Genomic DNA, 24,044 nt, shown 5'->3' with positions numbered 1-24,044 from the left:
CGTCCTACGCGTGACATCGCCCTGATCATTGTGCTCGTACTTCCAGACCGCCTCACCACGGCGCACAACCCGTACGAAACCGTTGTCATGCTCGTAGGAGGTCGGCTCATCATCCCCCGGAAACAGCGCCACCAAGCGTCCGGCGTCGTCGTATTGATACGCCGTCACCGCGCCCAGCGGGTCTTGCTCGACCGTCAGCCGACCCTTGTCGTCATAGGATTTGAAGTGCGCCGAGCCATCCGGATCAACCCGCTGCACCAGCTGTGCCCGTTGGTCGTGGACATAAACCTCTTGGCTGCCATCGGCGTTGAATACCGTGACCCGCCCGTCGTCCCCCCAGGCATAGCGCGTGTCCATCTGCGAAAAACTTGCCCAATGCCGGACACACCGCGCAGCCTTGCCAGACCGTTCCCACTCCCAAAAGAAACTCGCCCCACCGGCCAAGCCACGCTCAAGGATCACGTGCTGATCGTCGTAGCGATAAACCTCGCTTTCGCCTACGGCATTGGTCGCCGAAACCAACCGGCCAAGGTCGTCATAGGCGTAGGAAACGACGCTGTACTCGCTCACCCAGACGTAGGGATCAGAACCCTCGGCCCGCTGAATCTGGTAATCCACCGCCACGATGCGGCCCAACTCATAACGCAAAAACAGCGAACGCCCGACACCGTTGTCCAGCCGCTCAATGCGCCCCAACACATCCCGGGAAATGCGCAGTCGGTTGTCATACGCATCGCTGATGGCTGTCAGCAAACCATCCCGGAAATGGTAGAAACGCGACGCCTGCGCCAGCACCAACTCGTCAGGCAACGTCCCGAGATAAATGGCCGCTTCAGCCAGGCTGTTGGTAATCGCCGGCCGAGCAACCGTAGGCAAGGGCAGGGCGGTAGACCGATTCTCATGGTCCGTCCACACCACCGAATCACCCGAAACACAAAGCCTGTGGGCCAGCGCATGACTCCAGCCAAACCCCAGCCCACAATCCACGTCCACCGCACTGGTGCGATAAAGCCGCGTCCACTCGAACGGCAAAACTCCGTCGAGCACGCCGTCAGTCAGGGTGAGCAATTCCTCCCCGGTGACCATCGACACCGGACAACCATTGGTAGCGGTCTTGTCCGCAGAAGCCGCCGCATCACCGTTGGCATTCCTGCCGGAAGCAGGAACATCATCAACATGTTCCTGCCGTACCAACACGGTCTGCTGTTTAACCTTGCCCCGCACCACCGGCACCGGATTCGAAACCAACTGATCCCCAGCCTTCAACGGCGCATCCGGGATCGTCTTGATCGCCGTCGCCGGCCCACCCAGCAACAACGGCTTCGACGCCTCGACATGCGCATCCAGCTTCGGCCCCGCCAGCTGCTTGGCCAGCAACGCCACCCACTCGCGCGCCCGCTCGGACCTGATACGGCGCAACACCTGCACCCCCAGTTGCACCGCAACCCCCATCGCGGCGCCCACCTTGATCAGCAGCAGGGCAATCAACACCTCGCTGGTAATTTCCCCCATCAGCTCGCTGACTTCTTGCGGTGGCAGCATGCGCATCCAGCTGACCATCGCCGACACATAGATGAACAACAGCGGCTCATCACTGAGCACCAGCAAACCGTTGGCCAGGGTGTCCTTGCCCAGCGCAAGCAGCTCGTCGAGTTCGGTTTGGGAGAGGTACTGCAACAGCTTTTCGCTGTTGGGCTTGATATCAGCTAGCAGCTCATACAGCTGTGGGATGTTGTCCCATAGGTTGTAGAGCGTCTTACCCATGCCAACCAGAAACGCCGTTTCCTCCAGCCGGCGGCGCTCCAGCGGGCTGGCGTCGGTGTAGGTTTTCCACTGGTCCTGGAAGGTATTCGTCCACGCTTCGCGTAGGCGAACTTCCAGCTCGGCGATCACCGATTGGTAGGACGCGTACAGCGCCTTGACGTGATCTTGGGAAACGTTGGGGTAGAAATTGATCCGGTACAGCTGGTTGCGATCACACTCGGTGATTTCGAGGATGCCGCTCGGGCCGATGGTCTTGTGAATAGGCTCGCCCAGTGGGCCGCCATTGGGATCAACGCGTTGCAGCACCACCGGCGTGTTGCCGATGGGCACAAAGCGCGTGCTCTGAAACATATGCACCAGCGTCAACGTGCCATTGGCCGGGCAGGTGAACACGGTGCTGCTGGGTATGATCGAGCGATTGACCGGCGCGACCAGCGCCACGTCATCGCCGACTTTGAACACCTGCTCGACATCCAGCGCCGCAAAAAGCCAGAAGTTTTGCGCCCACTTATCAAAGCTGTTCAGGCATTCGAGAAAATCGCGGAAGACGCCTTCGGCATCTACCGTTTTCGCATCCATTGGGGTCAGGGCCAGCCTGCCAATGGCCGGGTTCACGAAAGTGTCCCTACAACATGAAGATCCATCTGCAATCCCTCGCACTGTGAAATCAGGCGAGGGACTTTGCAGAGGTTTTCAGGGGCGGGGAGTAGAGCTTATCCGGCGCTTACGTGGGACGTTTCGACAACTCGCGTCTTCTCTCGCCCCAGCACCAGGCTGCACAGCGCCGGCAGAAACAGCAGCGTCAACAACGTGCCCACCAGCACTCCGCCAATCAGCACGTAGGCCAGGGACGACCAGAACACCGACAGCGTCAGCGGGATAAAGGCCAGCGCCGCCGCCAGCGCGGTGAGGATGACTGGCCGCGCACGCCGCACGGTGGCTTCCACAATGGCCTCGCGGATGGCCATGCCGTGCTCCTGGTTCTGGCGGATCTGGTCGGTGAAGATCAGCGTGTTGCGCATCAGGATCCCACCAATGCCGATCAGCCCCAGGATCGCGTTGAAGCCGAACGGCTGGTTGAACAGCAGCAAGGTTGGCACCGCGCCAATCAAGCCCAGCGGTGCGGTGGCGAAGACCATGAACATCACGCCGAACGAACGCACCTGGAACATGATCACCGTGAGGGTCAGCAGGATCATGATTGGGAACAGTGCCGCCAGTGCGACGTTGGCCTTGGCGCTTTCTTCAACCGGGCCGCCGATGTCGATGCGGTAGCCGGCGGGCAGCGTTGCGAGCAGGGGTTGCAGGTCTTTGTACACGGCCATTTCCACGTCGGGCGGCTGCACGCCGTCAATGATGTCGGCGCGCACTTCCACGGTGGCCGCGCGGTTGCGGCGCTTGAGGATTGGTTCTTCCATCACCGCCTGGAAGTGGCCGACCTGGGCCAGTGGCACCGCCGTGCCGGTGCTGTTGGTCAGGGTCATGTTGTTGAGGTTGCCGAGGTTTTCGCGCTGGCTGCCCTGGGCGCGGGCGACCACCGACACGGTGCGGTTGCCTTCGCGTACTTCGGTGATGGGGTTGCCGCTGAGCAGGGCATTGAGCTGGGATTTGACCTCGTTGGGGGTGAAGCCCAGCAGGCGCAGGCGGTCTTGATCCAGCACCAGGCGGTAACCGCTGGTACGCTCGCCCCAATCGAGGAAGGCGTCCTTGGTGAGCTTGTTTGCGGCGACGACCTTGCGCACGTCTTCGGCCACGCCGCGCAGTACATCGACGTCGGGACCGGAAACGCGGAACACCACCGGGAACGGCACGGGCGGGCCGAACAGCAATTGGGTCACCCGCACACGGGCGGCAGGGAATTCGCCCGCTGCAATGCGTTCGCGCATGCGTAGCTTTAATGCGTCACGGGCGTGGGAATCCGGCGTTTGCACGATCAGCTTGGCGAATGCCGGGTCAGGCAGTTCCGGATTCAGCGACAGAAAAAACCGCGGCGCACCGCCGCCCACGTAGGTATCCACCAGGGTGGTCTGTGGTTCTTGCAGCAGGGCTTTTTCCAGCTGCGCCGCCACCGCCTCGGTGCTTTTGAACGCACTGCCGGGGGGCATATACACCTCAAGGATCAGCTCGGAGCGGTCGGAATTGGGGAAGAACTGCTTCTTCACCAGACCCATGCCCAACCCGCACAACACAAACGCCGTCACCACCAAAGCGGTCACCAGCCAGCGATGTCGTACACAGCTTTCGACCAAATCGCGCAGCCTCTGGTAATACCGCCCTGCGTAAATTGCGTCGTGCCCGCCGGGTACCGGTTTGATCTGCGGCAGCAGTTTCACGCCCAGATACGGTGTGAAAACCACCGCCACCAGCCAGGATGAAATCAGCGCAAAACCGACGATCCAGAAGATATTGCCGGCATATTCCCCAGCCCCCGAGCGCGCAAAACCCACCGGCAGAAAACCGATGATGGTGACCAAGGTGCCGGTCAACATCGGCGCCGCCGTGGAGCTCCAGGCGAAGGTGGCAGCGTGAATCCGGTCAAAGCCTTCTTCCAGTTTCACCACCATCATCTCAATGGCGATGATCGCGTCGTCCACCAGCAAGCCCAGGGAAATGATCAGCGCACCCAAGGTAATGCGGTCGAACTCGCGACCGGTGAGCAGCATGATCACAAACACGATGGACAGGGTCAGCGGCACGGCCGCCGCTACCACCAGCCCTACGCGAAAGCCCAGGGCCAACAGGCTGATCAACATGACCACCGCGAGGGCGACGAAGAATTTCAGCATGAACTCGTTGACTGCCAGGCGAATGTTTTTCGCCTGGTCGGCGACCTTGGCGAAGTTCACGCCCAAGGGCAGGTCGGCGTGGATTCTGGCTTCCTCGGCCTTGAGGCTTTTGTCCAGTTCCAGGCCGTTCCAGTGTTTTTCCATGATCACGCCGAGCATCAGCGCCGGGTCGCCCTGGTGGCGGATGCGATAGCTGGGCGGGTCTTCGTAACCACGGCTGACGGTGGCCACATCGGCGATGCGCAGGACGCGGCCGTTGACTTCCAGCGGCACGTTTTCGATCAGCGCCAGGCTGTCGAAAGCGCCGTCGATACGGATATAGGCGCGGGCACCGGCCGTCTCGACAAAACCTGACGGCGCCACGGCGTTTTGCGCCGCCAGTGCGGCAAAAATCTGATCCGGCTTGATACCCAGCGTCGCCAGGCGCTCGTAGGAAAACTCGACAAACACCCGCTGCGCTTGCTCGCCGAGGATATTCACCTTCTTGACGCCTGGCAGATTGAGCAAGCCCTGGCGCAGTTCTTCGGCTATCTGCACCTGCTGCCGGTGGGGCAAATGTTCGGCTTCCAGGGCGTACAAGGCGAAGTACACGTCGGAATATTCATCGTTGAAGAACGGGCCGATCACGCCTTTGGGCAGCTTCGCGGCTTCATCGCTGAGCTTTTTGCGGGTCTGGTAGAACAGGTCCTGGATCTCGCCAGGGCGTGTGGATTCCTTGAAGGTCATGCGCATCGACACGAAGCCCGGCTGGGCAATGGTCTCGACGCGGTCGTAGTAGTCCAGTTCCTGCAGGCGTTTTTCCAGGCGGTCGGCCACTTGCTCTTGCATTTCCTGGGCAGTGGCGCCGGGCCAGGCGGCGGTGATGGTCATGACCTTGACGGTAAACGACGGGTCTTCGGCGCGGCCCAGTTTGCCGAACGAGAAGACCCCGGCGGCGAGGATCGCCAGGATCAGGAACAGCGTGACCGCGCGGTGTTTGACTGCCAGTTCAGAGAGGTTGATGCCGCGCATGTTCAGTGGTCCTGCTTGCGGTTGAGGGCCAGTGCCTGGGCGGGCAGCAGGCGTACCGCGTCACCGCTGTGCAGCAGGTGGGCGCCGAGGGCGACGATGAGCTGGCCAGGCGCCACGCCGCCGTCGAGCAGGGCGTCTTCCTGGCCGAGGCTGACGACGTTTACCGGGGCGAAGCTGACGCGGTCGTCCGCGCCGATCAGCCATACGCCGGTGCCTTGCCCCGCATCCTGCAAGGCGCCGATGGGCACGCGGGTGTGTTGGGCCTGGCCGTTGCCTTGCAGGCGCACGGTGATGGTCGAACCGAGGGCGAAGCGCTCGACGATGCCGTGCAACACGTAGCGGGCGCGGTAGGTGCGGGTGGTGGGGTCGGCACTGGCGGACAGTTCGCGCAGGGTGGCGGTCACTGCTTGATCCGGTGCACCGAAGGGGAAGGCCAGGGCCCGTTGCGAGGCTTGGTCGCGCTGGTTTTCCGGGAGGTTGACGATGGCTTCGCGGGCACCGTCGTGGGCCAGGCGGGCGACGACTTGGCCTTCGGCGACCACTTGGCCGCGCTCCACCCGCACGTCGGTGATGATGCCGTCGCCGTCGGCCTTGAGGACCGAATAGGTGCGGCGGTTTTCGATCTGGCTGGCATCGGATTGCGCGGCGGCCAGTTCGGCTTCGGCGACGCGCAGGTTGGTGGCCGACTGGTCGAAGATCTGCCGCGACACGGCGCCGGTGCTGGCCAGGCGCTGGTAGCGGTTTTCGTCGTCACGGCGTTGGCGCAGTTGCGCCTGGGCGGCGTTGACACGGTTTTTCGCCGAGCGCAGGGCCAGTTCGAAGTCGCCGATGTCCAGCACCAGCAAGGTGTCGCCACGGGAGACGTGCTGGCCGGGGTCGACCTTGCGCTCGATGACTTTGCCGCTGACCCGGAAACCCAGGTCACTTTCCGTACGCGCCGCGACCACGCCGGTGTAGGCGTTTTGCTGGGTGCGGGCGGCTTCCACCTTGGCGGCGAGCACCGGGCGTGGTTGGGGGGCTTGGGCGGCGGTGTCGGCCTGGCTGTTGCAGCCGCTGAGGAGGATCAACAGGGCCAGGGGGGGGAGGTGGCGCAAGGGAGAAGGGTGCATGGCGGGCTCCGGGGGGGTATTGCAGAAAATTATGTTGGTAATATTTTGTTGAATATTATGACCGAAATAAAAATATAGCCAGCCTCTTCTGTCTTGAGGTGGCCCAGTCATCTGAAAACGCCCGGGATCAAAGGTGGGAGCTGGCTTGATGATCGTTCCCACGCTCTGCGTGGGAATGCATCCCTGGACGCTCTGCGTCCGTTCTTGAAGGCGTGACGCAGAGCGTCACCGGCGGCGTTCCCACGCAGAGCGTGGGAACGATCAAAGCAGCGCTGGGTTTCTTGTGGCGATGTCACACTTTGTCCAAGTTATCCGGGCCTGGATGATTACGATTCTCTTTTGAGTCCACTCCTAAGGTCCCCGCCCATGCTTCCTGCTTTTCGCTTCACACCCCTCGTGCTGCTGGTCGCCGGTAGCTTTAACGCCTATGCCGACGAGCCTGTTGCCCTGGAACTCAACGATGTGGTGGTCACGGCTGCCGGCTTTGCCCAAAGCGTGGAAGACGCGCCGGCTTCGGTCACGGTGATCGATGGTGAAGCGCTGCGCCGCAAGTCCTACCGCGACTTGGGCGATGCGGTGCGTGATGTGGAAGGCGTGACGGTGAACGGCGGCGCCAATGAAACGGACATCTCCATCCGTGGCATGCCGGCGGACTACACCTTGATCATGGTCGATGGCAAACGTCAGAGCGCACGTGAATCACGGGTCAATGGCAACAGTGGCTACGAGCAGAGTTTTGTACCGCCAGCCGCCGCCATCGAGCGGATTGAAGTGGTGCGCGGGCCGATGTCGTCGCTGTATGGCTCGGATGCCATCGGCGGGGTGATCAACGTGATCACGCGCAAGGTTTCGCCGACCTGGGGCGGCTCCATCGGCTATGACTATTCCGCGCGCCAACACAGCGACCAGGGCAATGCGCGCCAGACCCAGTTCTATCTCAGCGGCCCGCTCAAGGAAGACTTCCTCGGCTTGCAGGTGTGGGGCCGTTACCTCGACCGCCAGGCCGACGACGACATCGAGCAGACCAATGGCTTCAGCAGCGCCGACCACCGCGACCTCACCGCGCGCCTGGCCTTCACCCCAAGCATCGACCACGACATCCTCCTGGAGGCCGGCGCCACCCGCCTGAAAAACGGTGATGGCACCAGCGCCAACTGGGCCACCCGCGAGCAGGAGAACAACCGCGATCACTGGTCGCTGTCCCATCAGGGGCGTTGGGGTTGGGCCACGTCGGACATCGCGCTGTCCCAGGAAACCTCCAGCCGCGAAGGCAAGGCCACGCCGGCACAAACCGATATCTACGGACGCAAGCCCGAGATCAAGAACACCGTGTTCGACGCCAAGCTGGTGGTGCCCACTGCGCATAACGTCAGCACCGTCGGCCTGCAATGGAACAAAAGCGAGCTGACCGACTGGAACCAGGGCCTGGGTGACCGTGTCGACTACACCTTCTCTGTCGCGCAAAAAGCCCTGTTTGCCGAGAACGAATGGTCGGTCACCGACACCTTCGCCCTCACCACCGGCCTGCGCCTGGATGAGCACGAAGAGTACGGCGCCCACATCAGCCCGCGCGTCTACGGGGTATGGCGCGCCGGCGAGCAGTGGACCCTCAAAGGCGGTATCGCCCGTGGCTTCAAGGCGCCGGAATTGCGCGCGGTGGTCGCCGATTACGCCTACCTGCGCCGCAACCGCTTTGTGATGTTCGGCAACCCGGATCTCAAGCCCGAGACCAGCACCAACTACGAAATCTCGGCGCTGTGGAGCAACCGTGACAACCTCTCGGGCGGCGTGACGCTGTTCTACAACGACTTCCAGGACAAGCTCTCCACCGTCACCACCGACCGTATGTGGAACGGCTACACCGTGATGGAGCGGGTCAACGTCGACCAGGCGATCATCCAGGGCGTCGAACTCAACGGCCAATGGGACATCAACGACCGCGTGCTGCTCAAGGCCAACTACACCTACACCGATTCCGAGCAGAAAAGCGGCGCCAACAAAGGCGCACCGCTGGCCCTCACCCCCGAGCAAAAAGCCAATGTGCGCACGGAGTGGAGCATCAACGACCGCACCCAGGCCTGGGCCTCGCTGAGTTACTACGGCGAAGAAACCGGCAACACCATTACCACCGACAAACCGGCGCCGGGCTACACCACGGCGGATCTTGGCGGTTCGTTCGACGTGACGGACTCACTGACCCTCAACGCCTCCCTCAATAACCTCACCGACAAGCGCCTCGACGATGAAACCTACGGCACGGTGAACTACGGCCGCACGCTGTGGATGGGTGCCACGCTGAACTTCTAAAGCGCGGCGGGCAAGCGCACCACGGCGCACAGGCCGGCTGCTGGGCGATTCTCCAGCACCAATTCGCCGCCATGGGCCTGGATGCACGAACGTGCAATCGCCAGGCCCAACCCCACGCCGCCGTCACTGACGCCGCGTTGCACAAAGGGCTCGAAGACTTTGCTTAACCAGTCCTCGGGCAAACCGTGGCCGTGGTCGAGGATCTCGATCCGCAGCCAGCCGTCGGCCTCGCGGCGCAGGGCCAGGCAGGCGTCGCCGGCATGGTGCAAGGCGTTGTCGATCAGGTTGGTCAGGGCGCGTTTCAGCGCCAAGGGGCGACAGGTCAGCATCAGCGGCGGCGCGCCGTGCCAGGTGACGGGTTGTTGCAGGCGCTGATAACGCTTGGCCAGGTCATCCAGCAGGCCGCTCAGGGACAGGGTGGAAGTGGGTTCCTGCACCGCATCGTCGCGCACGAAATTCAGGGTTTCGCGCACCATCGCACTCAGTTCGGCGAGGCTTTCCAACATGTCGTCGCGGGTGTCGCCGGGTTCCAGCAACTCCACTTGCAGGCGCAGTTCGGTGATCGGCGTGTTCAGGTCATGGCTGACGGCTGCGAGCATCCGTGTGCGGCCTTCGACGTGCCGCGCGAGGTTGGCTTGCATGGTGTTGAAGGCGGCGGTGAGGTCGCGGGCTTCCTGCGCGCCGGTTTCCGCCAGCGGGGCGATCCATTCACCCCGGCTCACGCGTTCGGTAGCCTGGGCTAGGGTTTTCACCGGGCGCACCACGCGGGCGATAAAAAACATCACGATCAGCAACACCGGCAGCGTGGTGACGGGCAGGCTGTAGGCCAATACGCGGCCCCATTCATAGGCGCCGGCCGGATATTGCACAGCGTTCAGGTAGCTGCCGTCAGGTAATGGGATGCTGCTGCGCAGGCGCAACGGGGCCCAGCCAGCGGGGCTGAACACGTGGGTGCGGGCGTTGGCGCCGCTGATGCGTTCCAGCTGCATGCCGATGCTGGCGGCGTTATCCAATTGCAGTTGGCGGCGCAGTTCGTTGGCCAGGCGTTGTTCTTCCGGGCGCAGTTCAAACGGCGGGACTTCCGGCGTGGCAGCGATCCAGAAACGCGTGTCGCCCGTGCCCATGGCTTCCAACAAGTGCGCGGTTTCATCCGCAGGCAAGTCGATGGCCGTGTGGTGCGCGATGCCCAGGCGTTCCAGGCTGAAACTGCGGGACAGCGGGTGGATCAGGCTGCCGGTGCGTTGCAGAAACAGCATGGCAATGGCGTTGGACGCGAGCAGCGCCAGCAGCAACAACAGGCTCAGTTGCCGCGCCAGTGTGCGCGGCCACAGCCGGCTCAGGGCGTGCACTCGCTGACCTCGGCGGCCAGCAGGTAACCACCGCCCCAGATGGTGCGCAGCAGGTCCGGCGTGGCGTCGCCCTGGGCCAGCTTGCGCCGCAGGCGGCTGACCTGGCGGTCGATGGCGCGGTCGCTGACGTCGCTGTCGGCGGCCGCGGTCAGGTCGATCAGGCGTTCGCGGGGCAGCAGGCGGTTGGGGTGGTCGAGGAACACTTGCAGCAGGCGGCTTTCGGCGGTGCTGAGTTGAATCGACGGGGTGTCTGCGCGCGTCAACGTCGCATTGGCAACGCTGAAATGCCAGCCGGCGAACTGGTACGCGCGTGCGCCAGAGCTAGGGGCGACGGGCCCGGTGTTGCGGCCCTGGCGGCGTAATACGCTGTTGATCCGCGCCACCAGCTCACGCGGCTCGAACGGCTTGGTGACGTAATCGTCGGCCCCCAGGTCGAGGCCGCGAATGCGGTCGGCGGCGGTGTCGCGGGCGGTCAGCAGGATCACCGGGGTATTGCTGCGCCGGTGCAACTGGTTGCACAACTCAAAGCCATCGCCATCGGGCAGCAACACGTCGAGCACCACCACATCGAACGCCTGGCTCTTGAGCAATTGCCACATGCCGGCCGCGTCTTCGGCGGTGCGCACCTCAAAGGTGTGGCGGCGCAGATAGGTGGCCAGCGGTTCGCGGATTTTGCGGTGGTCATCCACCACCAGCACGCGCGGTGCGACAGTTGCTGCGGCAAACGGCATTGCAGCCCTCGGTGGGTTGAGCGGGAGAGGGTGGATATTACTACGAGTCATTATCATTAACGCGGATTTGTCGTGAGGTGCCGGCATATCGTTCCATCAGTAGAACGATCAAGGCTGTTTTTACCGACTAGCGCATTATTGGTATCGGATTTAAGGTGTATCCACTTTGGAGGAACACCATGAAAAAACTCATCGGCATCTACACCAGTCCACGCGGCCATTGGGTCGGCGACGGTTTCCCGGTGCGCACACTGTTTTCCTACGACAACCTGGGCAAACACATCAGCCCATTTTTGCTGCTGGACCACGCTGGCCCGGCGGACTTCACCCCCACCGAGGAGCGTCGCGGCGTAGGCCAACACCCTCATCGCGGGTTTGAAACCGTGACCATCGTCTACGACGGCGAAGTCGAACACCGCGACTCCACCGGCGCTGGCGGCATCATCGGCCCCGGTGACGTGCAATGGATGACCGCCGCCCGTGGCATCATCCACGAAGAATTCCACTCCGAAGCCTTCGCCCGCCAAGGTGGTGCGCTGGAGATGGTGCAACTTTGGGTCAACCTGCCGGCCAAGGACAAAATGGCCGATGCCGGTTACCAGACCATCGTCGACGGCGATATTCCCGTGCTGCCGCTGGCCAACGCTGCCGGGCAACTGCGCCTGATTGCCGGTGAATTCGCCGGCACCCAAGGCCCGGCGCGGACCTTTACGCCAATCGACGTGTGGGACCTGCGTCTCAACGCCGGCAAACCCGTAACCCTGGACCTGCACGCCGGGCGTAACAGCGCCCTGGTGATCCTGCGCGGCACGGTGTTGGTCAATGGCGAGGAAGTCGCACGGCAAGGGCAGTTGGTGCTGTTCGAACGCGATGGCAGCCAGATCAGCCTGGAGGCCAATGACGACGCCAAGGTGTTGTTGCTAAGCGGTGAGCCGATCGATGAGCCGATCGTGGGGCATGGGCCGTTTGTGATGAATACCGAGCAGGAAATTCATCAGGCGTTCGAGGACTTTCACTCGGGACGGTTTGGCCAGATGCACGATTAAAGGTCGAACACAAAAACCAATGTGGGAGCGGGCTTGCTCGCGAATGCGGTAGTTCAGTCAGAGCATCTTTGACTGGCCCACCGCATTCGCGAGCAAGTCCGCTCCCACACAAGCCAGCTCCCACATTTCGTTTTCCAGCGTTGCCATTTCATGCGATCTTCAGCGCATTCGCCCTGGAGTCGCCTGGATGCCGTCATTTATCTCCGATCACCCGATGTTCTGCGCCCTGGCGCTGATCTTCATCGACATCGCCGTCTGGCGTCTGATCTCCGTCAACCTCGCCAACTGGAAACTCGCCGCACGCCTGTTGATCTTCGCGGTGTTCAGCACCGTGCTGTTCAACGATGGCATGAACCCCATGCAAGTCGCGCCCTATGCCGACAACACCGCCTTGCACCTGGCCGCCACGGCCTTGCAGATTGGCTGGTGGCTGTTCGCGGCGCGTACGCTGACAGTGTTGCTCGGTGCGGTGATGATGCAGCGGGTCGGGCACACCGGGCGGCTGTTGCAGGATTTGCTCGGCGCGGTGATTTTCCTGATTGCGATCATCGCCGCCCTGGCCTACGTGCTCGACCTGCCGGTCAAGGGCGTGCTGGCCACCTCGGGCGCGGTGGCGATCATTGTCGGCCTGGCGTTGCAAAGCACCTTGAGCGATGTGTTCTCGGGGATCGTGCTCAATACCACCAAGCCTTACCAACTGGATGACTGGATCTCCATCGACGGCACCGAAGGCCGGGTCACCGATATCGATTGGCGTGCCACGCGCCTGCAAACCTCCCAGGGCAGCATGGCGGTGATTCCCAACTCGCTGGCGGCCAAGGCCAAGATCATCAACTTTTCGCGCCCGGCGGATATGTTCGGCCTGGCGGTCAGCCTGCAAGTCAGCCCCCATGCGCGCCCGCAGATCGTCATCGAGGCGCTGGAACGGGCGATGCAAGGTTGCCGGCCGCTGCTGGCCACACCGGCGCCCAGCGTCGCGTTCAAGACCTGTGCCAGTGGTGGCGTGGAGTACGAGATCAGCGGCTTTGTCCCGGCCATGGCCCTCAAGCGCGAAGTGCGCAACCAGCTTTACGATTTGGCCTTCCGCCACCTGCAAGCGGCAGGTGTGAGCCTGCTGTCGGCCACTGAAGGCAGCACGCCATCGGCCATGTCTGCCGCCCGCGCCTTGCTGGAACGCTCGCCGATTTTCTCCACCTTGCGCCAGGAAGAAAAAGACACCTTCAGCCAGAACATGACCCTTCACACTTACCGCACCGGCGAGATGATCTTGCCGGCGGGGGAGGTCAGCGATCATTTGTTTATCGTCGAGACCGGTGTGGTCTCGGTGATGCTGGTCAAGGACGGCCACACGTTCGAAGCCGGGCGCATGGGGCCGGGCGAGGTGATTGGCGAGGCGGGTATCCTGGCCGACAAGGCGGCGCTGGCGGACTTTTCGGCGAAGACTTTTTGCACCCTGTACCGCATTGAAAAGGAATACCTCAAGCCGTGCCTGGACGCGCGGCATGACATTGGCGAGGCGATGAAGGCGCTACTGGATTTCCGCCTGCATGCGGCGCAGGTGTTGACTCAGGAGGCACCGGTGGTGCCAGTGAAGAAGGGCTTTTTGCAGTGGTTGCGCAAGCGCGGTCTGTAGCGCGATTGGTCACCTGTTCTTAGGCCGAATTGGATATTCCTCCCGAACGGTGCGGTGACTAATCTAGCCGCCAATCCCCACCGTTCTGGAGTTCCACCATGCTAACCCGTACCGATTTCTACACCGCTTCCCCAGACGCCATGAAAGCCATGATGGCCCTGGAAACTGCCGTCGGCAAACTGTCCATCGAGCTGCCGCTGCTGGAGCTGGTGCGCCTGCGTGTGTCGCAGATCAACGGCTGCGCGTTCTGCCTCGACATGCATACCGCCGATGCCCGTAAGGGCGGCGAAACCGAGCGCCGCCTGTACACCGTGTCGGCCTGGCGTGAAACGCCGTTCTTCACCCCGCGTGAACGTGCGGCACTGGCCTGGGCCGAAAGCCTGACCCTGATCAGCCACACCCACGCCCCGGACGAAGACTTCAACGCCCTGGCCGAGCAATTCAGCGCCAAGGAACAGATCGACCTGAGCGTGGCCATCGCCACCATCAACAGCTGGAACCGCCTGGCAGTGGGTTTCCGCAAGATGCCGAAATAACACCGCTGTAGCTGAGGATTTGAATGTGGCGAGGGAGCTTGCTCCCGCTGGAGTGCGCAGCGCTCCCAAAATTTTGGGGCCGCTACGCAGCCCAGCGGGAGCAAGCTCCCTCGCCACAGGTTTTGCGTCAGAAGTTGACGGAGGCACTCAGGCGCGCCGTCAGCGGCGCGCCCTGGAACAGATAGTCATCGCCCATGTACTCGCCCGCGTCGCGCCAGTAGCGCTTGTCGAACAGGTTGTCGACGCTCAGGCGGAACACCGTTTCATAGCCGTCCACCTTGGTGGTGTAGCGGCTGCCCACATTCACCACTGCGTAATCCCCAACTTCAACGGTGCCGTCGCGATTGGCCGATTTCTTCGCGCTGTATTGCACGCCGCCCAGTACTGCCAACCCGTTGACCCACGGCAAGGCATAGTCCGCATACACACTGGCGCGCAGCTTGGGCACGTTGATCGCCTGGTGGCCTTCGTATTGCGGGGTGCCGCTGCCGCTGACCCGTGCACGAATCGCCGCGACGCTGGTTGCGATCTGCAAGCGCTCGGTGGCCCAGCCATTGGCCGATAATTCCAGGCCGGTGTTCTTTTGTTCGCCCTGTTGTACGTAATTGAACAGGCCCGTGCCGTCCGGCTTGGCGTACTGGTACGCCTGGCGGGTCTGGAACACGGCGGCGGCGAAGCTGATGCGGCGCCAGTCGTATTTCACCCCAGCTTCGATTTGGCGGGAGGTGGTGGGGGCGAGGGTTTCGCCGTCATTGGTGGTTGTCCAAGGTGCTTCACCGCCCAAGGACAAACCCTTGCTGTAGCTGGTGTACAGCGACACGTTTTCCACGGGTTTGTAGATTAACGATGCCTGGGGCAGGAATTGGTATTTCTGCGTGTGGCGTTCCTGATCGCCATTCTTATCGAAGGCCTTTTCATCCAGGCGTACTTCGCGCCCACCGATGATGGTCTGCCATTGCTCGTTGAAGCGGATGCGATCGGTGACGAACAGGCCGTATTGGCGGCTGTCGAGACGGCGGTGCTTGTCGTTCAGCGGCACGTCGGTGGGCGTGAAGGTCGGCGCGTTGGTGTTGATATTGGAGCTGCCGATGTATTCGTTGACCGACTTGCGCTTGTCGATCACGCGGCGGAAGGCGCTGGTGCCGAAGGTCAGTTCATGGCCAAGGCCACCGGTGTCGAACAGCCCGGTCATCGCTGCCTGCACTTCGTCGTCACGGCGAGTGTCGTCGGGGCTGCGGTAGTCGTAGATGTCGTAGTCGCCCGTTGAGCCGAAGGTGGCGAGGCCGCAATCGGTCACGTAGAAGCAGCCGTAGGCAAACGAACTGTAATCGTCAATCACCACCTTGCTGCGCGCCGCGCTGACGCTGCCTTTCCACTGATCACTGAAACGGTATTCGAACTTGCCGTTGAGGTTCAGTGAATCAATCCCCACCTGCCTGGACCCACTCTGGTGCCCCAGCAGCTTCTTCGGCGAAGCACCGTGGGGCACCTCGGTGCCGCCCAGTAGCTGATAACCCGGCACCGAGCGTTGTTGCTTGTCCTGGTATTCGGCGTCCAGTTGCAGCACGGCGTCGGGGCTGATGTTCCAGTCGAAGGCCAGGGACAGGAAATCGCGCTGGCCATTGGCGTGTTCGACGTAGGAATTCAAATCTTCATGGGCGACGTTGGCGCGCAGGCCGAACTGTTTTTCACTGCCAAACCAGCCGCCGACGTCGGTGGCGATATAGCCGCTGCCACGGTCATCGGTGGCCACGGTCACCGAACGCACGTCTTCCGGGCGCTTGGTCACGTAGTTGATCACGCCACTGGGCTCGGAAATCCCGCTCTGCAAGCCGGCGAGGCCCTTGAGCACCTCCACCTGTTGCTTGTTTTCCAGGGCGACGTTCTGCTCGCCGGTGATGGTGCGCCCATTGATCTTGTAGCTGCTCGCCGCATTCAGCGAGAACCCGCGCACCACGAAGTTTTCGTAGTAGCCGATGGGCGCGTAGCTGTCGCCCACCGACGCATCGTTGCGCAGCAGTTCGCTGAGCAGGCGCGCTTGCTGGTCCTTGATCAGTGCGGCATTGAGCACGGTGATCGAGGCGGGGGTGTCCAACAGCGGCGCTTCGTCGAAGCCCCCCACCGACGCGGTTTGGCTACGCAGGCCGGACTCATCCTGGCCTTGGACGTTCACCGCCGGCAGTTCCAGCTCAGCCGCAAAGCTGCTGCCAATACTGCCGCTCAGCAGCAGGCCGAGGGCGAAACGTGAAGTGACAACGGGACGAAAACGCAAAACCATGGGGGCAGGGCCTTAAAGCGCAGGGCGGGGGGCGCATAAGCTAGGCATAAGTGCGCGGTTTTACAAGGTTTCGAGAATGATTCGCGGCTTGAGACGCCCCGTCTCAGCCCTCACGCCAATCCCGTTGCGCCTCGACAGCGCTGGCATGGACCTGCGATAGACAAGGCTTCCCTCATCGATTGCAGGAGAGTGTCATGGCTATTGCTGGAAAAGTTGCGCTGGTCACCGGCGCCGGGCAGGGCATCGGCCGGGCCATTGCCCTGCGCCTGGCACAGGACGGTGCCGACATCGCCCTGGTGGACATCAATGGCGCCAAGCTCGAAGCCGTGGCCGCCGAAGTGGTGGGCCTGGGCCGCAAGGCGTCGGTGTTCGTCGCCGATGTGTCCAAGCGGGAGCAAGTGGTGGCTGCCGTCGAACATGCACACCAGACCCTTGGCGGCTTTGACATCATCGTCAACAACGCCGGGGTGGCGCAGATCGATTCACTGCTGGACGTGAGCCCGGAGCAAGTCGAACGCACCCTGGGCATCAACGTGCAGGGCGTGCTGTGGGGCATCCAGGCCGCCGGCAAGAAATTCAAGGCGCTCAAGCAAAAGGGCAAGATCATCAATGCCTGCTCCATCGCCGGCCATGAAGGGTTTGCGCTGCTTGGCGTGTACTCGGCCACCAAGTTTGCCGTACGCGCATTGACCCAGGCGGCGGCCAAGGAATTGGCGAGTGCGGGGATCACCGTGAATGCGTACTGCCCGGGGGTGGTGGGCACGGACATGTGGGTCGAGATTGATAAGCGCATGGCCGAGATTACCGGCGCTGAAGTTGGCGCGACGTACAAGAAGTACGTGGATGGCATAGCGTTGGGCCGCGCGGAGACGCCGGAGGATGTGGCAGGGTTGGTTTCATTCCTGGCTGGGCCGGATGCGGATTACATGACCGGGCAGGCGCCGTTGATTGACGGCGGCCTCGTCTACCGCTGAGATCCCATGTGGGAGCGGGCTTGCTCGCGAATGCGGTGGTTCAGTCAACATCTCCAGCGACTGACACTCTGCATTCGCGAGCAAGCCCGCTCCCACAGTTTTAACCGAGTTGTGTCAGTGTTTACCTGGCATGTCGATGCTCAGTTGATTGACCCGGCGGTAAAGGGTTGCCCTTGAGATCCCCAACGCCTGCGCGGTCGGCAAAGGCTTCCAGCGATGGCGAATCAACGCATCCAGGACTCTCTGCCTTTCGGGGCTCACGCTCTCTTCAATCAACGCTTCTATCTGCTCCCCACGCACCTCCACCGGCAAATCCGCCACTTGCACCGTGCCGCCCTCACACACCGCACAGGCATACGCCAGCACATGCCGCAGTTGCCGCACATTCCCCGGCCAGGCGTAGCCCAGCAGTAATTCCAGCGCAGCCTGGCCGATGCCCACTGAAACCCCGCTGTTGCGTGCTTCCTGCTCCAGCAAGCGGTTGATCAGCGCCAGCTTGTCCGTGCGCTCGCGCAACGGCGGCAGGCAGAAGCGTGCGCAGCCGAGGCGAAAGTACAGGTCTTCACGAAAGCGGCCTTCACCCACCAATACCGCCAAGTCGCGGTGACTGGCGCAGATCACCTGGATATCCACTGCGCGAGTCTTCGCCGCGCCCAGCGGGGCCACTTCGCCCTCGGCCATCACCCGCAGCAGGCGCGTCTGCAACGCCAACGGCATGTCGCCGATTTCATCAAGGAACAAGGTGCCGCCATCGGCCTGCACCAGCAGCCCAGGCATGCCTTTGCTGGATGCACCGGTAAAGGCCCCGGCGACATAGCCGAACAGCTCGCTTTCAATCAGGTTCTCGGGGATCGCCGCGCAGTTCACCGCCACAAACGGCCCGTTGCGACGGGCGCTGCGCTCATGCAGTTGGCGGGCGAACACTTCCTTGCCGGCGCCGGTTTCGCCTTGCACCAGCACCGGCAGGTTGCGGTCCTTGACCCTTACGGCCAGGCGCAGGTGTTCTTCCACCCGCGCATCGACCTGCGGCGCCAGCGCGGTGCGTGCCGGTGTGCGGCGGGGCGCATTGACGCGTGCGTGCAAGGCGCCAGGCTGCCCCAGCCAGTGCAGGTGTTGGGCGGATTGATCGGTCACCGCGCGCAACGCGTCGAGGTCGAATACCTCGCTGATATGTTCCGGCACCTGGCCAAAGCGTAGGCGCAAGGCCTGGCGTGCCTTGCTGTTCAAGGCATGCAGGCGGCCGTCGCGGTCCCAGGCCAGCAGCAGGTCGGGTTGGCTGTCGACAAAGCCCGGCGTGCTGTGGGCCTGCAACACCCAGTGCTCGCGGGCGCTGTGCATGAAGAAGGCGTTTTCGATGGCTTCGGCACTTTGCGTCACCAGCTGGCGTACCAGGTGCTGGCTGCGTCGGTCATCCGGGGATTTCAGCGCGGAGGCGTCCATCACCCCGAGCAGGTTGCCCTGGGGATCGAAGATCGGCGCGGCGGAGCAGGTCAGGCCGATGAACGCGGCGCGAAAGTGGTCGCGCTTGTGCACGGTCACGGCGGCTTTGCTGGTGAGCACCGTGGCCACGCCGCAGGTGCCTTCTTCGGCTTCCGACCAGCAGGTGCCGAGGTACAGGCCGGCCTTGCGGCAGTCGGTGCGGATCGCGGTGTCCACGCGGTGGTCGATGGTCTGGCCCTGGGCGTCGGTGAGCATCACGCAGTAGTCGGCGTGGCGCACGCGGTGGTGCAGTTGGCCGACGGCCTCGCCGGCGATGCGCATGAACAGTTCGGCGCGCTCGCGGCATTCCTTGAGCAAGGGTTCGCTGAGGATGCGTGGCCCCTGCAAGGAACCGGGGTCGAGGTGGTGTTGCTCCATGGAACGCCGCCACGAATCGAAAATCATCGACGGCACCGGCGCCTGGGGCAGGCGATCAGCATTGCGGACCACGCGACTGACGCAGTCGACGTGTTCCCTGGAGTTCGCGGCGAGCATAAGGCCTCCGGTTCTCGATCTTTGTTGTTATGCCCGCCATTAAGCGCGCATGGGTCGCGTGGGACAAGTCTGGCCTGACCAACTGCCCGGCCTGAGACGCCCCGTCTCATCGCGCCTGAGACGCGGCCTGCGCGGTGCAATGCCGCGTCTCATTCTGCGGTGCTGTGCCGCACCACCACAACTGCTCTGGATCAAGGCTTTGCGAGGTTTTTGCGGGCCTTGGCACAGGCTGTGCTGAAGGCCTTGTAGCTGAACACGATCAGCCTTTTGTGTGTCGAGACAACCTGGAGAACAACAAGATGTCCACTCACCTGTCCACCGATCAATTGCTGCATGCCTACACCGTGATGCGCACCATCCGTGATTTCGAAGAACGCCTGCACGTGGAGTTCGCCACCGGCGAGATCCCCGGCTTCGTGCACCTGTATGCCGGCCAGGAAGCCAGCGCCGCCGGGGTCATGGCCCACCTCAACGATGAAGACTGCATCGCCTCCAACCACCGTGGCCACGGCCATTGCATTGCCAAGGGCGTGGATGTGTTCGGCATGATGGCCGAGATCTACGGCAAGAAAACCGGCGTGTGCGGCGGCAAGGGCGGCTCCATGCACATCGCCGACCAGGAGAAGGGCATGCTCGGCGCCAATGGCATCGTCGGTGCCGGCGCACCGCTGGCGGCCGGCGCGGCGCTGGCATCGAAACTCAAGGGCAGCCAGGGCGTGGCCGTGGCGTTTTTTGGCGATGGTGGCTCCAACGAGGGCGCGGTGTTTGAAGCGATGAACCTGGCTGCGATCATGAAGTTGCCGTGCCTGTTCGTCGCCGAAAACAACGGCTATGCCGAGGCCACCGGCTCCGGCTGGTCGGTGGCGTGCAAGGACATCGCCGAGCGTGCCGTGGGCTTTGGCATGCCGGGGGTGATCGTCGATGGCAATGACTTTTTCGCCGTGCATGCCGCCCTCGGCGTTGCCGTCGAACGTGCGCGCTCAGGCGAGGGGCCGACCTTGGTGGAGGTGAAATTGAGCCGCTTCTACGGCCATTTCGAAGGCGATGCGCAAACCTATCGTGGCCCCGATGAAGTGAAAAACCTGCGGGAAAGCGCCGATTGCCTGGCGCTGTTTCGCCAGCGTTGCAGCGCCGAGGGCTGGTTGGAGTCGGCGCAATTCGAACGTATCGACAGCGAAGTCGCGCAGTTGATCGAAGACGCCGTGCGCCGCGCCAAGTCCGATCCCAAGCCTCAAGCCGCCGACCTGCTCAGCGATGTCTACGTCGCCTATCCCTAATAACAACAATATCCGGAGAGAATCCTATGGCTCGCAAAATCAGCTACCAGCAGGCAATCAACGAAGCCCTGGCCCAGGAAATGCGCCGTGACCAGAGCGTGTTTATCATCGGCCAGGATGTCAGCGGTGGCACCGGCGCTCCCGGTGAACAAGACGCCTGGGGCGGTGTGCTCGGCGTGACCAAGGGCCTGTACCCACAGTTCCCTGACCGCGTGCTGGACGCACCGTTGTCCGAGGTCGGCTACGTCGGCATGGCCGTCGGCGCCGCCACCCGGGGCATGCGCCCGGTGTGTGAATTGATGTTCGTCGACTTTATCGGCTGCTGCCTCGACCAACTGCTCAACCAGGCGGCCAAGTTCCGCTACATGTTCGGTGGCAAGACCACCACACCGCTGGTGATCCGCGCCATGTACGGCGCCGGCCTGCGCGCGGCGGCCCAGCATTCGCAGATGCTCACCTCGATGTGGACGCACATTCCCGGCCTCAAGGTGGTGTGCCCGGCCACGCCGTATGACGCCAAGGGCATGCTGATCCAGGCGATCCGCGACAACGATCCGGTGATCTTTCTCGAACACAAGATGCTCTACAGCCTGCAAGGCGAGGTGCCGGAAGAGCTGTACACCGTACCCTTCGGCGAAGCCAACTTTGTGCGCGAAGGCCAGGACGTGACCCTGGTGACCTACGGGCGCATGGTGCATATCGCCCTGGAAGCCGCCGCCAACCTGGCGCGCCAGGGCATCGACTGCGAAGTGCTGGACCTGCGCACCACCAGCCCGCTGGACGTCGACAGCATCCTTGAAAGCGTAGAGAAAACCGGGCGGCTGGTGGTGATCGACGAGTCCAACCCCCGCTGTTCCATCGCCACCGATATCAGCGCGCTGGTGGCCCAGCAGGCGTTTTCTGCTCTGCGCGCGCCCATCGAAATGGTCACCGCGCCGCACACGCCGGTGCCGTTCTCCGATGCGCTGGAAGACCTGTACATCCCCAACGCCGCGAAGATCGAGGCCGCCGTGCTGAAGATCGCCGACAAGAGGAACGCCGCATGATCCATACCCTGACCATGCCCAAATGGGGGCTGTCGATGACCGAAGGGCGCATCGATATCTGGCTCAAGCAACCCGGCGACCGGGTGGAGAAGGGCGAGGAAGTGCTGGATGTGGAGACCGACAAGATTTCCAGCAGTGTGGAAGCGCCGTTCAGTGGCGTGCTGCGCCGCGTCCTGGCGCTGAGCGATGAGACCTTGCCGGTGGGCGCGTTGTTGGGGATTGTTGTTGAGGGCGAGGCGTCTGAGGCAGAGATCGACGCGGTGATCGAAGGCTTCAATGCCGGGTTTGTCGCCAGTGCGGCGGAGGCCGAAGCGTCGGGGCCGAGTGCGCAGAAAGTCGAGATCGGCGGGCGTCTGCTGCGCTATCTCGACCTGGGCGAGGGCGGCACGCCGCTGGTGCTGGTGCATGGCTTTGGCGGCGACTTGAACAACTGGCTGTTCAACCAACCGGCGCTGGCTGCCGAGCGGCGGGTGATTGCCCTGGATCTACCGGGGCATGGCGAGTCGGGCAAGCAGTTGCACAGCGGCGATGCTGGCGAGCTGAGTCAGGCCGTGTTGGGCCTGCTCGATCATCTCCAGTTGGACCGCGTGCACCTGGCGGGGCATTCCATGGGCGGCCTGGTTTCATTGACCGTTGCCGACCAAGCCCCCGCGCGCGTCGCCTCGCTGACCCTGATCGCCAGCGCCGGCCTCGGCGCGGACATCAACGGCGATTACCTGCAAGGGTTTGCCGAGGCCAGCAACCGCAACGCCCTCAAGCCGCAACTGACGCAACTGTTCAGCGATCCTGCATTGGTGACGCGGCAGATGCTGGAGGACATGCTCAAGTTCAAGCGGTTGGAGGGTGTGGATCAGGCGTTGTGCCAGCTCAACAGCGCGTTGTTTGACGGCGGGCAGCAGAAGATCGACTTGCGCCATGTGGTGGGACGTCAGCCGAGCCTGGTGATCTGGGGCAGTGATGATGCAATCATCCCGGTGCGGCATGCGCAGGGGCTGGAGGCGCAGGTGGAGGTGCTGCCGGGGCAGGGGCATATGGTGCAGTTGGAAGCGGCGGAGCAGGTTAACCAACTGATGGCGACTTTCCTCAAATCCCAAGCCTGACCAAGATCCAAAGGTAGGACGCGATCAACTGTGGGAGCGGGCTTGCTCGCGAAAGCGGTGTATCAGGCACAGATATTTTGGCTGACCCACCGCATTCGCGAGCAAGTCGAATCGTCGCACCGCCGCTCCCACATTTTTAACCGAGTTCTAACAGTGACGTTTCAGGGTTTCGCTTGGCAGCTCTTTGAACAACGCCCGATAGCTGTTCGAAAACCGCCCCAAATGCCAAAACGACCAGTTCATCGCCACCTCCGCCACGGTGGTATCGCCGCCGCTCAACAACTCCCGCCGCGCCCCGTTCAACCGGCGCAACCTCAACCACTGCGCCGGGCTCATCCCGGTGTAGGTCTTGAACCCTTGCTGCAAATGGCGCAACGGCACGCCGGCGATCTGCGCCAGTTCCAGCAGGTTGACGGTCTCGTCCGGTGCATCCGCCGCCCATTCGCCGATGCGTGCCATCAAGCGGCGTTCTTCACTGCGTTTTTGCAACGAGCTGCGGTCCAGGCCCACGCAGGCGTTGTCGAGGATAAACAGGCAGTCGTCGAGCAGTTGCCGGGTGAGGCTGGCGGGGTCGATCACGGTGGGCAGGCGCGTCAGCGTGCCACTGAGCCAGCGGGTGAACAGGGCATTTTGCTGACCGCTCAGTGGGGCCATGAACAGGCCTTCCAACTTCGCCACATCCAGGCCATGGCGCTGCACGAACTGCGGGCCGAACACCACGGCCACTTCGCGGTAGTTTTCCGGGGTGATCCAGGTGTTGCGGCTTTCGCCGTTGAGCAGGTACAGCGCGTTATCGCTGCCGTCGAAACAGAACGCCAATGACCCCGGCGGCGCGTTGAAATGCTGCTCCACCCGCGTGTTCATGCACTCTTCGTACACTTCCACGCCTTGCAGGTCGAGGTAGCGGATCTGCCCGGCAAAATGCCCCGGGGACATCTGCTGGTACTGCTGCACCCAGCCGGGTGTGGCACTGCATTGGGCGGCTACATCACCGGTGGTGAAGGCCTGTACACGAGAGGCGGTTGCCTGGGTCATGGGAGATCCGTGCGCACTCTATTGGTGCGCTGTGGTTCGTGCAAAGTGGATAGATGCGGTTCGAAGGCCGGCCCAAGATAGACCTCAA

The 24,044-nt window shown here is 62.8% G+C and carries 16 protein-coding genes; 8 read left to right on the top strand and 8 right to left on the bottom strand.

Annotation, left to right across the window (positions count from 1 at the left end; all coding sequences use genetic code 11):
* The 3 genes from ACZRMO_RS28855 to ACZRMO_RS28845 all read right to left on the bottom strand — a co-directional run.
* Positions 1–2,343, bottom strand: a 2,343-nt coding sequence (locus ACZRMO_RS28855) for a DUF6531 domain-containing protein (protein WP_463975104.1), incomplete at its 3' end; no start/stop codon positions are given.
* Positions 2,344–2,477: 134 nt separating this feature from the next.
* Complete coding sequence (locus ACZRMO_RS28850; protein WP_463975101.1) at positions 2,478–5,561, bottom strand: efflux RND transporter permease subunit; 3,084 nt, start codon at positions 5,559–5,561, stop codon at positions 2,478–2,480.
* A gap of 2 nt (positions 5,562–5,563) precedes the next feature.
* Positions 5,564–6,670, bottom strand: coding sequence for an efflux RND transporter periplasmic adaptor subunit (locus ACZRMO_RS28845; protein WP_463975100.1), 1,107 nt, complete (start codon positions 6,668–6,670; stop codon positions 5,564–5,566).
* A gap of 366 nt (positions 6,671–7,036) precedes the next feature.
* Here ACZRMO_RS28845 and ACZRMO_RS28840 point away from each other — a divergent pair, with 366 nt between their 5' ends.
* The gene (locus ACZRMO_RS28840; RefSeq protein WP_463975099.1) at positions 7,037–8,977 is read left to right on the top strand and encodes a TonB-dependent receptor domain-containing protein; all 1,941 of its coding nucleotides are present in this window, start codon (positions 7,037–7,039) and stop codon (positions 8,975–8,977) included.
* Here the strand turns inward: ACZRMO_RS28840 and ACZRMO_RS28835 are convergent.
* Both ACZRMO_RS28835 and ACZRMO_RS28830 read right to left on the bottom strand, forming a co-directional pair.
* Positions 8,974–10,293 (bottom strand): ATP-binding protein, encoded by a 1,320-nt coding sequence (locus ACZRMO_RS28835; protein WP_463975103.1) that lies wholly within the window; start codon positions 10,291–10,293, stop codon positions 8,974–8,976. The genes ACZRMO_RS28840 and ACZRMO_RS28835 overlap by 4 nt on opposite strands.
* Positions 10,294–10,313: 20 nt before the next feature.
* Positions 10,314–11,057 carry a response regulator gene (locus ACZRMO_RS28830; protein ID WP_463975098.1) on the bottom strand — a complete coding sequence of 248 codons (744 nt, stop codon included), beginning with the start codon at positions 11,055–11,057 and terminating at the stop codon, positions 10,314–10,316.
* Between the two features lie 179 nt (positions 11,058–11,236).
* On the opposite strand from ACZRMO_RS28830, the gene ACZRMO_RS28825 reads away from it, so the two are divergent.
* The 3 genes from ACZRMO_RS28825 to ACZRMO_RS28815 all read left to right on the top strand — a co-directional run bounded on the left by ACZRMO_RS28825 (position 11,237) and on the right by ACZRMO_RS28815 (position 14,272).
* Entirely contained in the window at positions 11,237–12,103 is an 867-nt protein-coding gene (locus tag ACZRMO_RS28825) for a pirin family protein (protein WP_463975097.1), read from the top strand.
* A gap of 187 nt (positions 12,104–12,290) precedes the next feature.
* Positions 12,291–13,736, top strand: a complete 1,446-nt coding sequence (locus tag ACZRMO_RS28820; RefSeq protein ID WP_463975096.1) for a mechanosensitive ion channel domain-containing protein — start codon at positions 12,291–12,293, stop codon at positions 13,734–13,736.
* A 98-nt stretch (positions 13,737–13,834) separates the two neighbouring features.
* Positions 13,835–14,272 (top strand): carboxymuconolactone decarboxylase family protein, encoded by a 438-nt coding sequence (locus ACZRMO_RS28815; RefSeq protein ID WP_463975095.1) that lies wholly within the window; start codon positions 13,835–13,837, stop codon positions 14,270–14,272.
* Between the two features lie 127 nt (positions 14,273–14,399).
* Here the strand turns inward: ACZRMO_RS28815 and ACZRMO_RS28810 are convergent, their stop codons facing one another.
* Positions 14,400–16,550, bottom strand: coding sequence for a TonB-dependent siderophore receptor (locus tag ACZRMO_RS28810; protein WP_463975094.1), 2,151 nt, complete (start codon positions 16,548–16,550; stop codon positions 14,400–14,402).
* Positions 16,551–16,744: 194 nt separating this feature from the next.
* Between ACZRMO_RS28810 and ACZRMO_RS28805 the strand changes: the two genes are divergently transcribed.
* Positions 16,745–17,524 carry an acetoin reductase gene (locus ACZRMO_RS28805; protein ID WP_463975093.1) on the top strand — a complete coding sequence of 260 codons (780 nt, stop codon included), beginning with the start codon at positions 16,745–16,747 and terminating at the stop codon, positions 17,522–17,524.
* A gap of 114 nt (positions 17,525–17,638) precedes the next feature.
* On the opposite strand, the gene ACZRMO_RS28800 is transcribed toward ACZRMO_RS28805, so the two are convergent.
* Positions 17,639–19,498 carry a sigma-54-dependent Fis family transcriptional regulator gene (locus tag ACZRMO_RS28800; RefSeq protein WP_463975092.1) on the bottom strand — a complete coding sequence of 620 codons (1,860 nt, stop codon included), beginning with the start codon at positions 19,496–19,498 and terminating at the stop codon, positions 17,639–17,641.
* A gap of 299 nt (positions 19,499–19,797) precedes the next feature.
* On the opposite strand from ACZRMO_RS28800, the gene ACZRMO_RS28795 reads away from it, so the two are divergent.
* The 3 genes from ACZRMO_RS28795 to ACZRMO_RS28785 are packed head-to-tail and all read left to right on the top strand — an operon-like array spanning position 19,798 to position 22,921.
* Positions 19,798–20,775 (top strand): thiamine pyrophosphate-dependent dehydrogenase E1 component subunit alpha, encoded by a 978-nt coding sequence (locus ACZRMO_RS28795; protein ID WP_463975091.1) that lies wholly within the window; start codon positions 19,798–19,800, stop codon positions 20,773–20,775.
* Positions 20,776–20,801: 26 nt separating this feature from the next.
* Positions 20,802–21,821 (top strand): alpha-ketoacid dehydrogenase subunit beta, encoded by a 1,020-nt coding sequence (locus ACZRMO_RS28790; RefSeq protein ID WP_463975090.1) that lies wholly within the window; start codon positions 20,802–20,804, stop codon positions 21,819–21,821.
* A complete protein-coding gene (locus tag ACZRMO_RS28785) occupies positions 21,818–22,921 on the top strand; it encodes an acetoin dehydrogenase dihydrolipoyllysine-residue acetyltransferase subunit (protein WP_463975089.1) in 1,104 nt (367 codons plus the stop codon). Before ACZRMO_RS28790 ends, ACZRMO_RS28785 begins: the two co-directional genes overlap by 4 nt.
* A 147-nt stretch (positions 22,922–23,068) precedes the next feature.
* On the opposite strand, the gene ACZRMO_RS28780 is transcribed toward ACZRMO_RS28785, so the two are convergent.
* Positions 23,069–23,956, bottom strand: coding sequence for a helix-turn-helix domain-containing protein (locus tag ACZRMO_RS28780; RefSeq protein WP_463975088.1), 888 nt, complete (start codon positions 23,954–23,956; stop codon positions 23,069–23,071).
* Positions 23,957–24,044 lie beyond the last annotated feature (88 nt).

This window comes from Pseudomonas sp. B611 (genome assembly GCF_055407965.1).
The sequence above is the reverse complement of the archived record's forward strand: the minus strand, read 5'-3'. Positions and strand labels throughout refer to the sequence as shown.

Bases quoted from the DNA above. Each gene is read 5' to 3' on its own strand.
- ACZRMO_RS28850 (WP_463975101.1), bottom strand. From the start codon at position 5,561: ATGCGCGGCATCAACCTCTCTGAACTGGCAGTCAAACACCGCGCGGTC.
- ACZRMO_RS28845 (WP_463975100.1), bottom strand. From the start codon at position 6,670: ATGCACCCTTCTCCCTTGCGCCACCTCCCCCCCCTGGCCCTGTTGATC.
- ACZRMO_RS28840 (WP_463975099.1), top strand. From the start codon at position 7,037: ATGCTTCCTGCTTTTCGCTTCACACCCCTCGTGCTGCTGGTCGCCGGT.
- ACZRMO_RS28830 (WP_463975098.1), bottom strand. From the start codon at position 11,057: ATGCCGTTTGCCGCAGCAACTGTCGCACCGCGCGTGCTGGTGGTGGAT.
- ACZRMO_RS28825 (WP_463975097.1), top strand. From the start codon at position 11,237: ATGAAAAAACTCATCGGCATCTACACCAGTCCACGCGGCCATTGGGTC.
- ACZRMO_RS28820 (WP_463975096.1), top strand. From the start codon at position 12,291: ATGCCGTCATTTATCTCCGATCACCCGATGTTCTGCGCCCTGGCGCTG.
- ACZRMO_RS28815 (WP_463975095.1), top strand. From the start codon at position 13,835: ATGCTAACCCGTACCGATTTCTACACCGCTTCCCCAGACGCCATGAAA.
- ACZRMO_RS28810 (WP_463975094.1), bottom strand. From the start codon at position 16,550: ATGGTTTTGCGTTTTCGTCCCGTTGTCACTTCACGTTTCGCCCTCGGC.
- ACZRMO_RS28805 (WP_463975093.1), top strand. From the start codon at position 16,745: ATGGCTATTGCTGGAAAAGTTGCGCTGGTCACCGGCGCCGGGCAGGGC.
- ACZRMO_RS28800 (WP_463975092.1), bottom strand. From the start codon at position 19,498: ATGCTCGCCGCGAACTCCAGGGAACACGTCGACTGCGTCAGTCGCGTG.
- ACZRMO_RS28795 (WP_463975091.1), top strand. From the start codon at position 19,798: ATGTCCACTCACCTGTCCACCGATCAATTGCTGCATGCCTACACCGTG.
- ACZRMO_RS28790 (WP_463975090.1), top strand. From the start codon at position 20,802: ATGGCTCGCAAAATCAGCTACCAGCAGGCAATCAACGAAGCCCTGGCC.
- ACZRMO_RS28785 (WP_463975089.1), top strand. From the start codon at position 21,818: ATGATCCATACCCTGACCATGCCCAAATGGGGGCTGTCGATGACCGAA.
- ACZRMO_RS28780 (WP_463975088.1), bottom strand. From the start codon at position 23,956: ATGACCCAGGCAACCGCCTCTCGTGTACAGGCCTTCACCACCGGTGAT.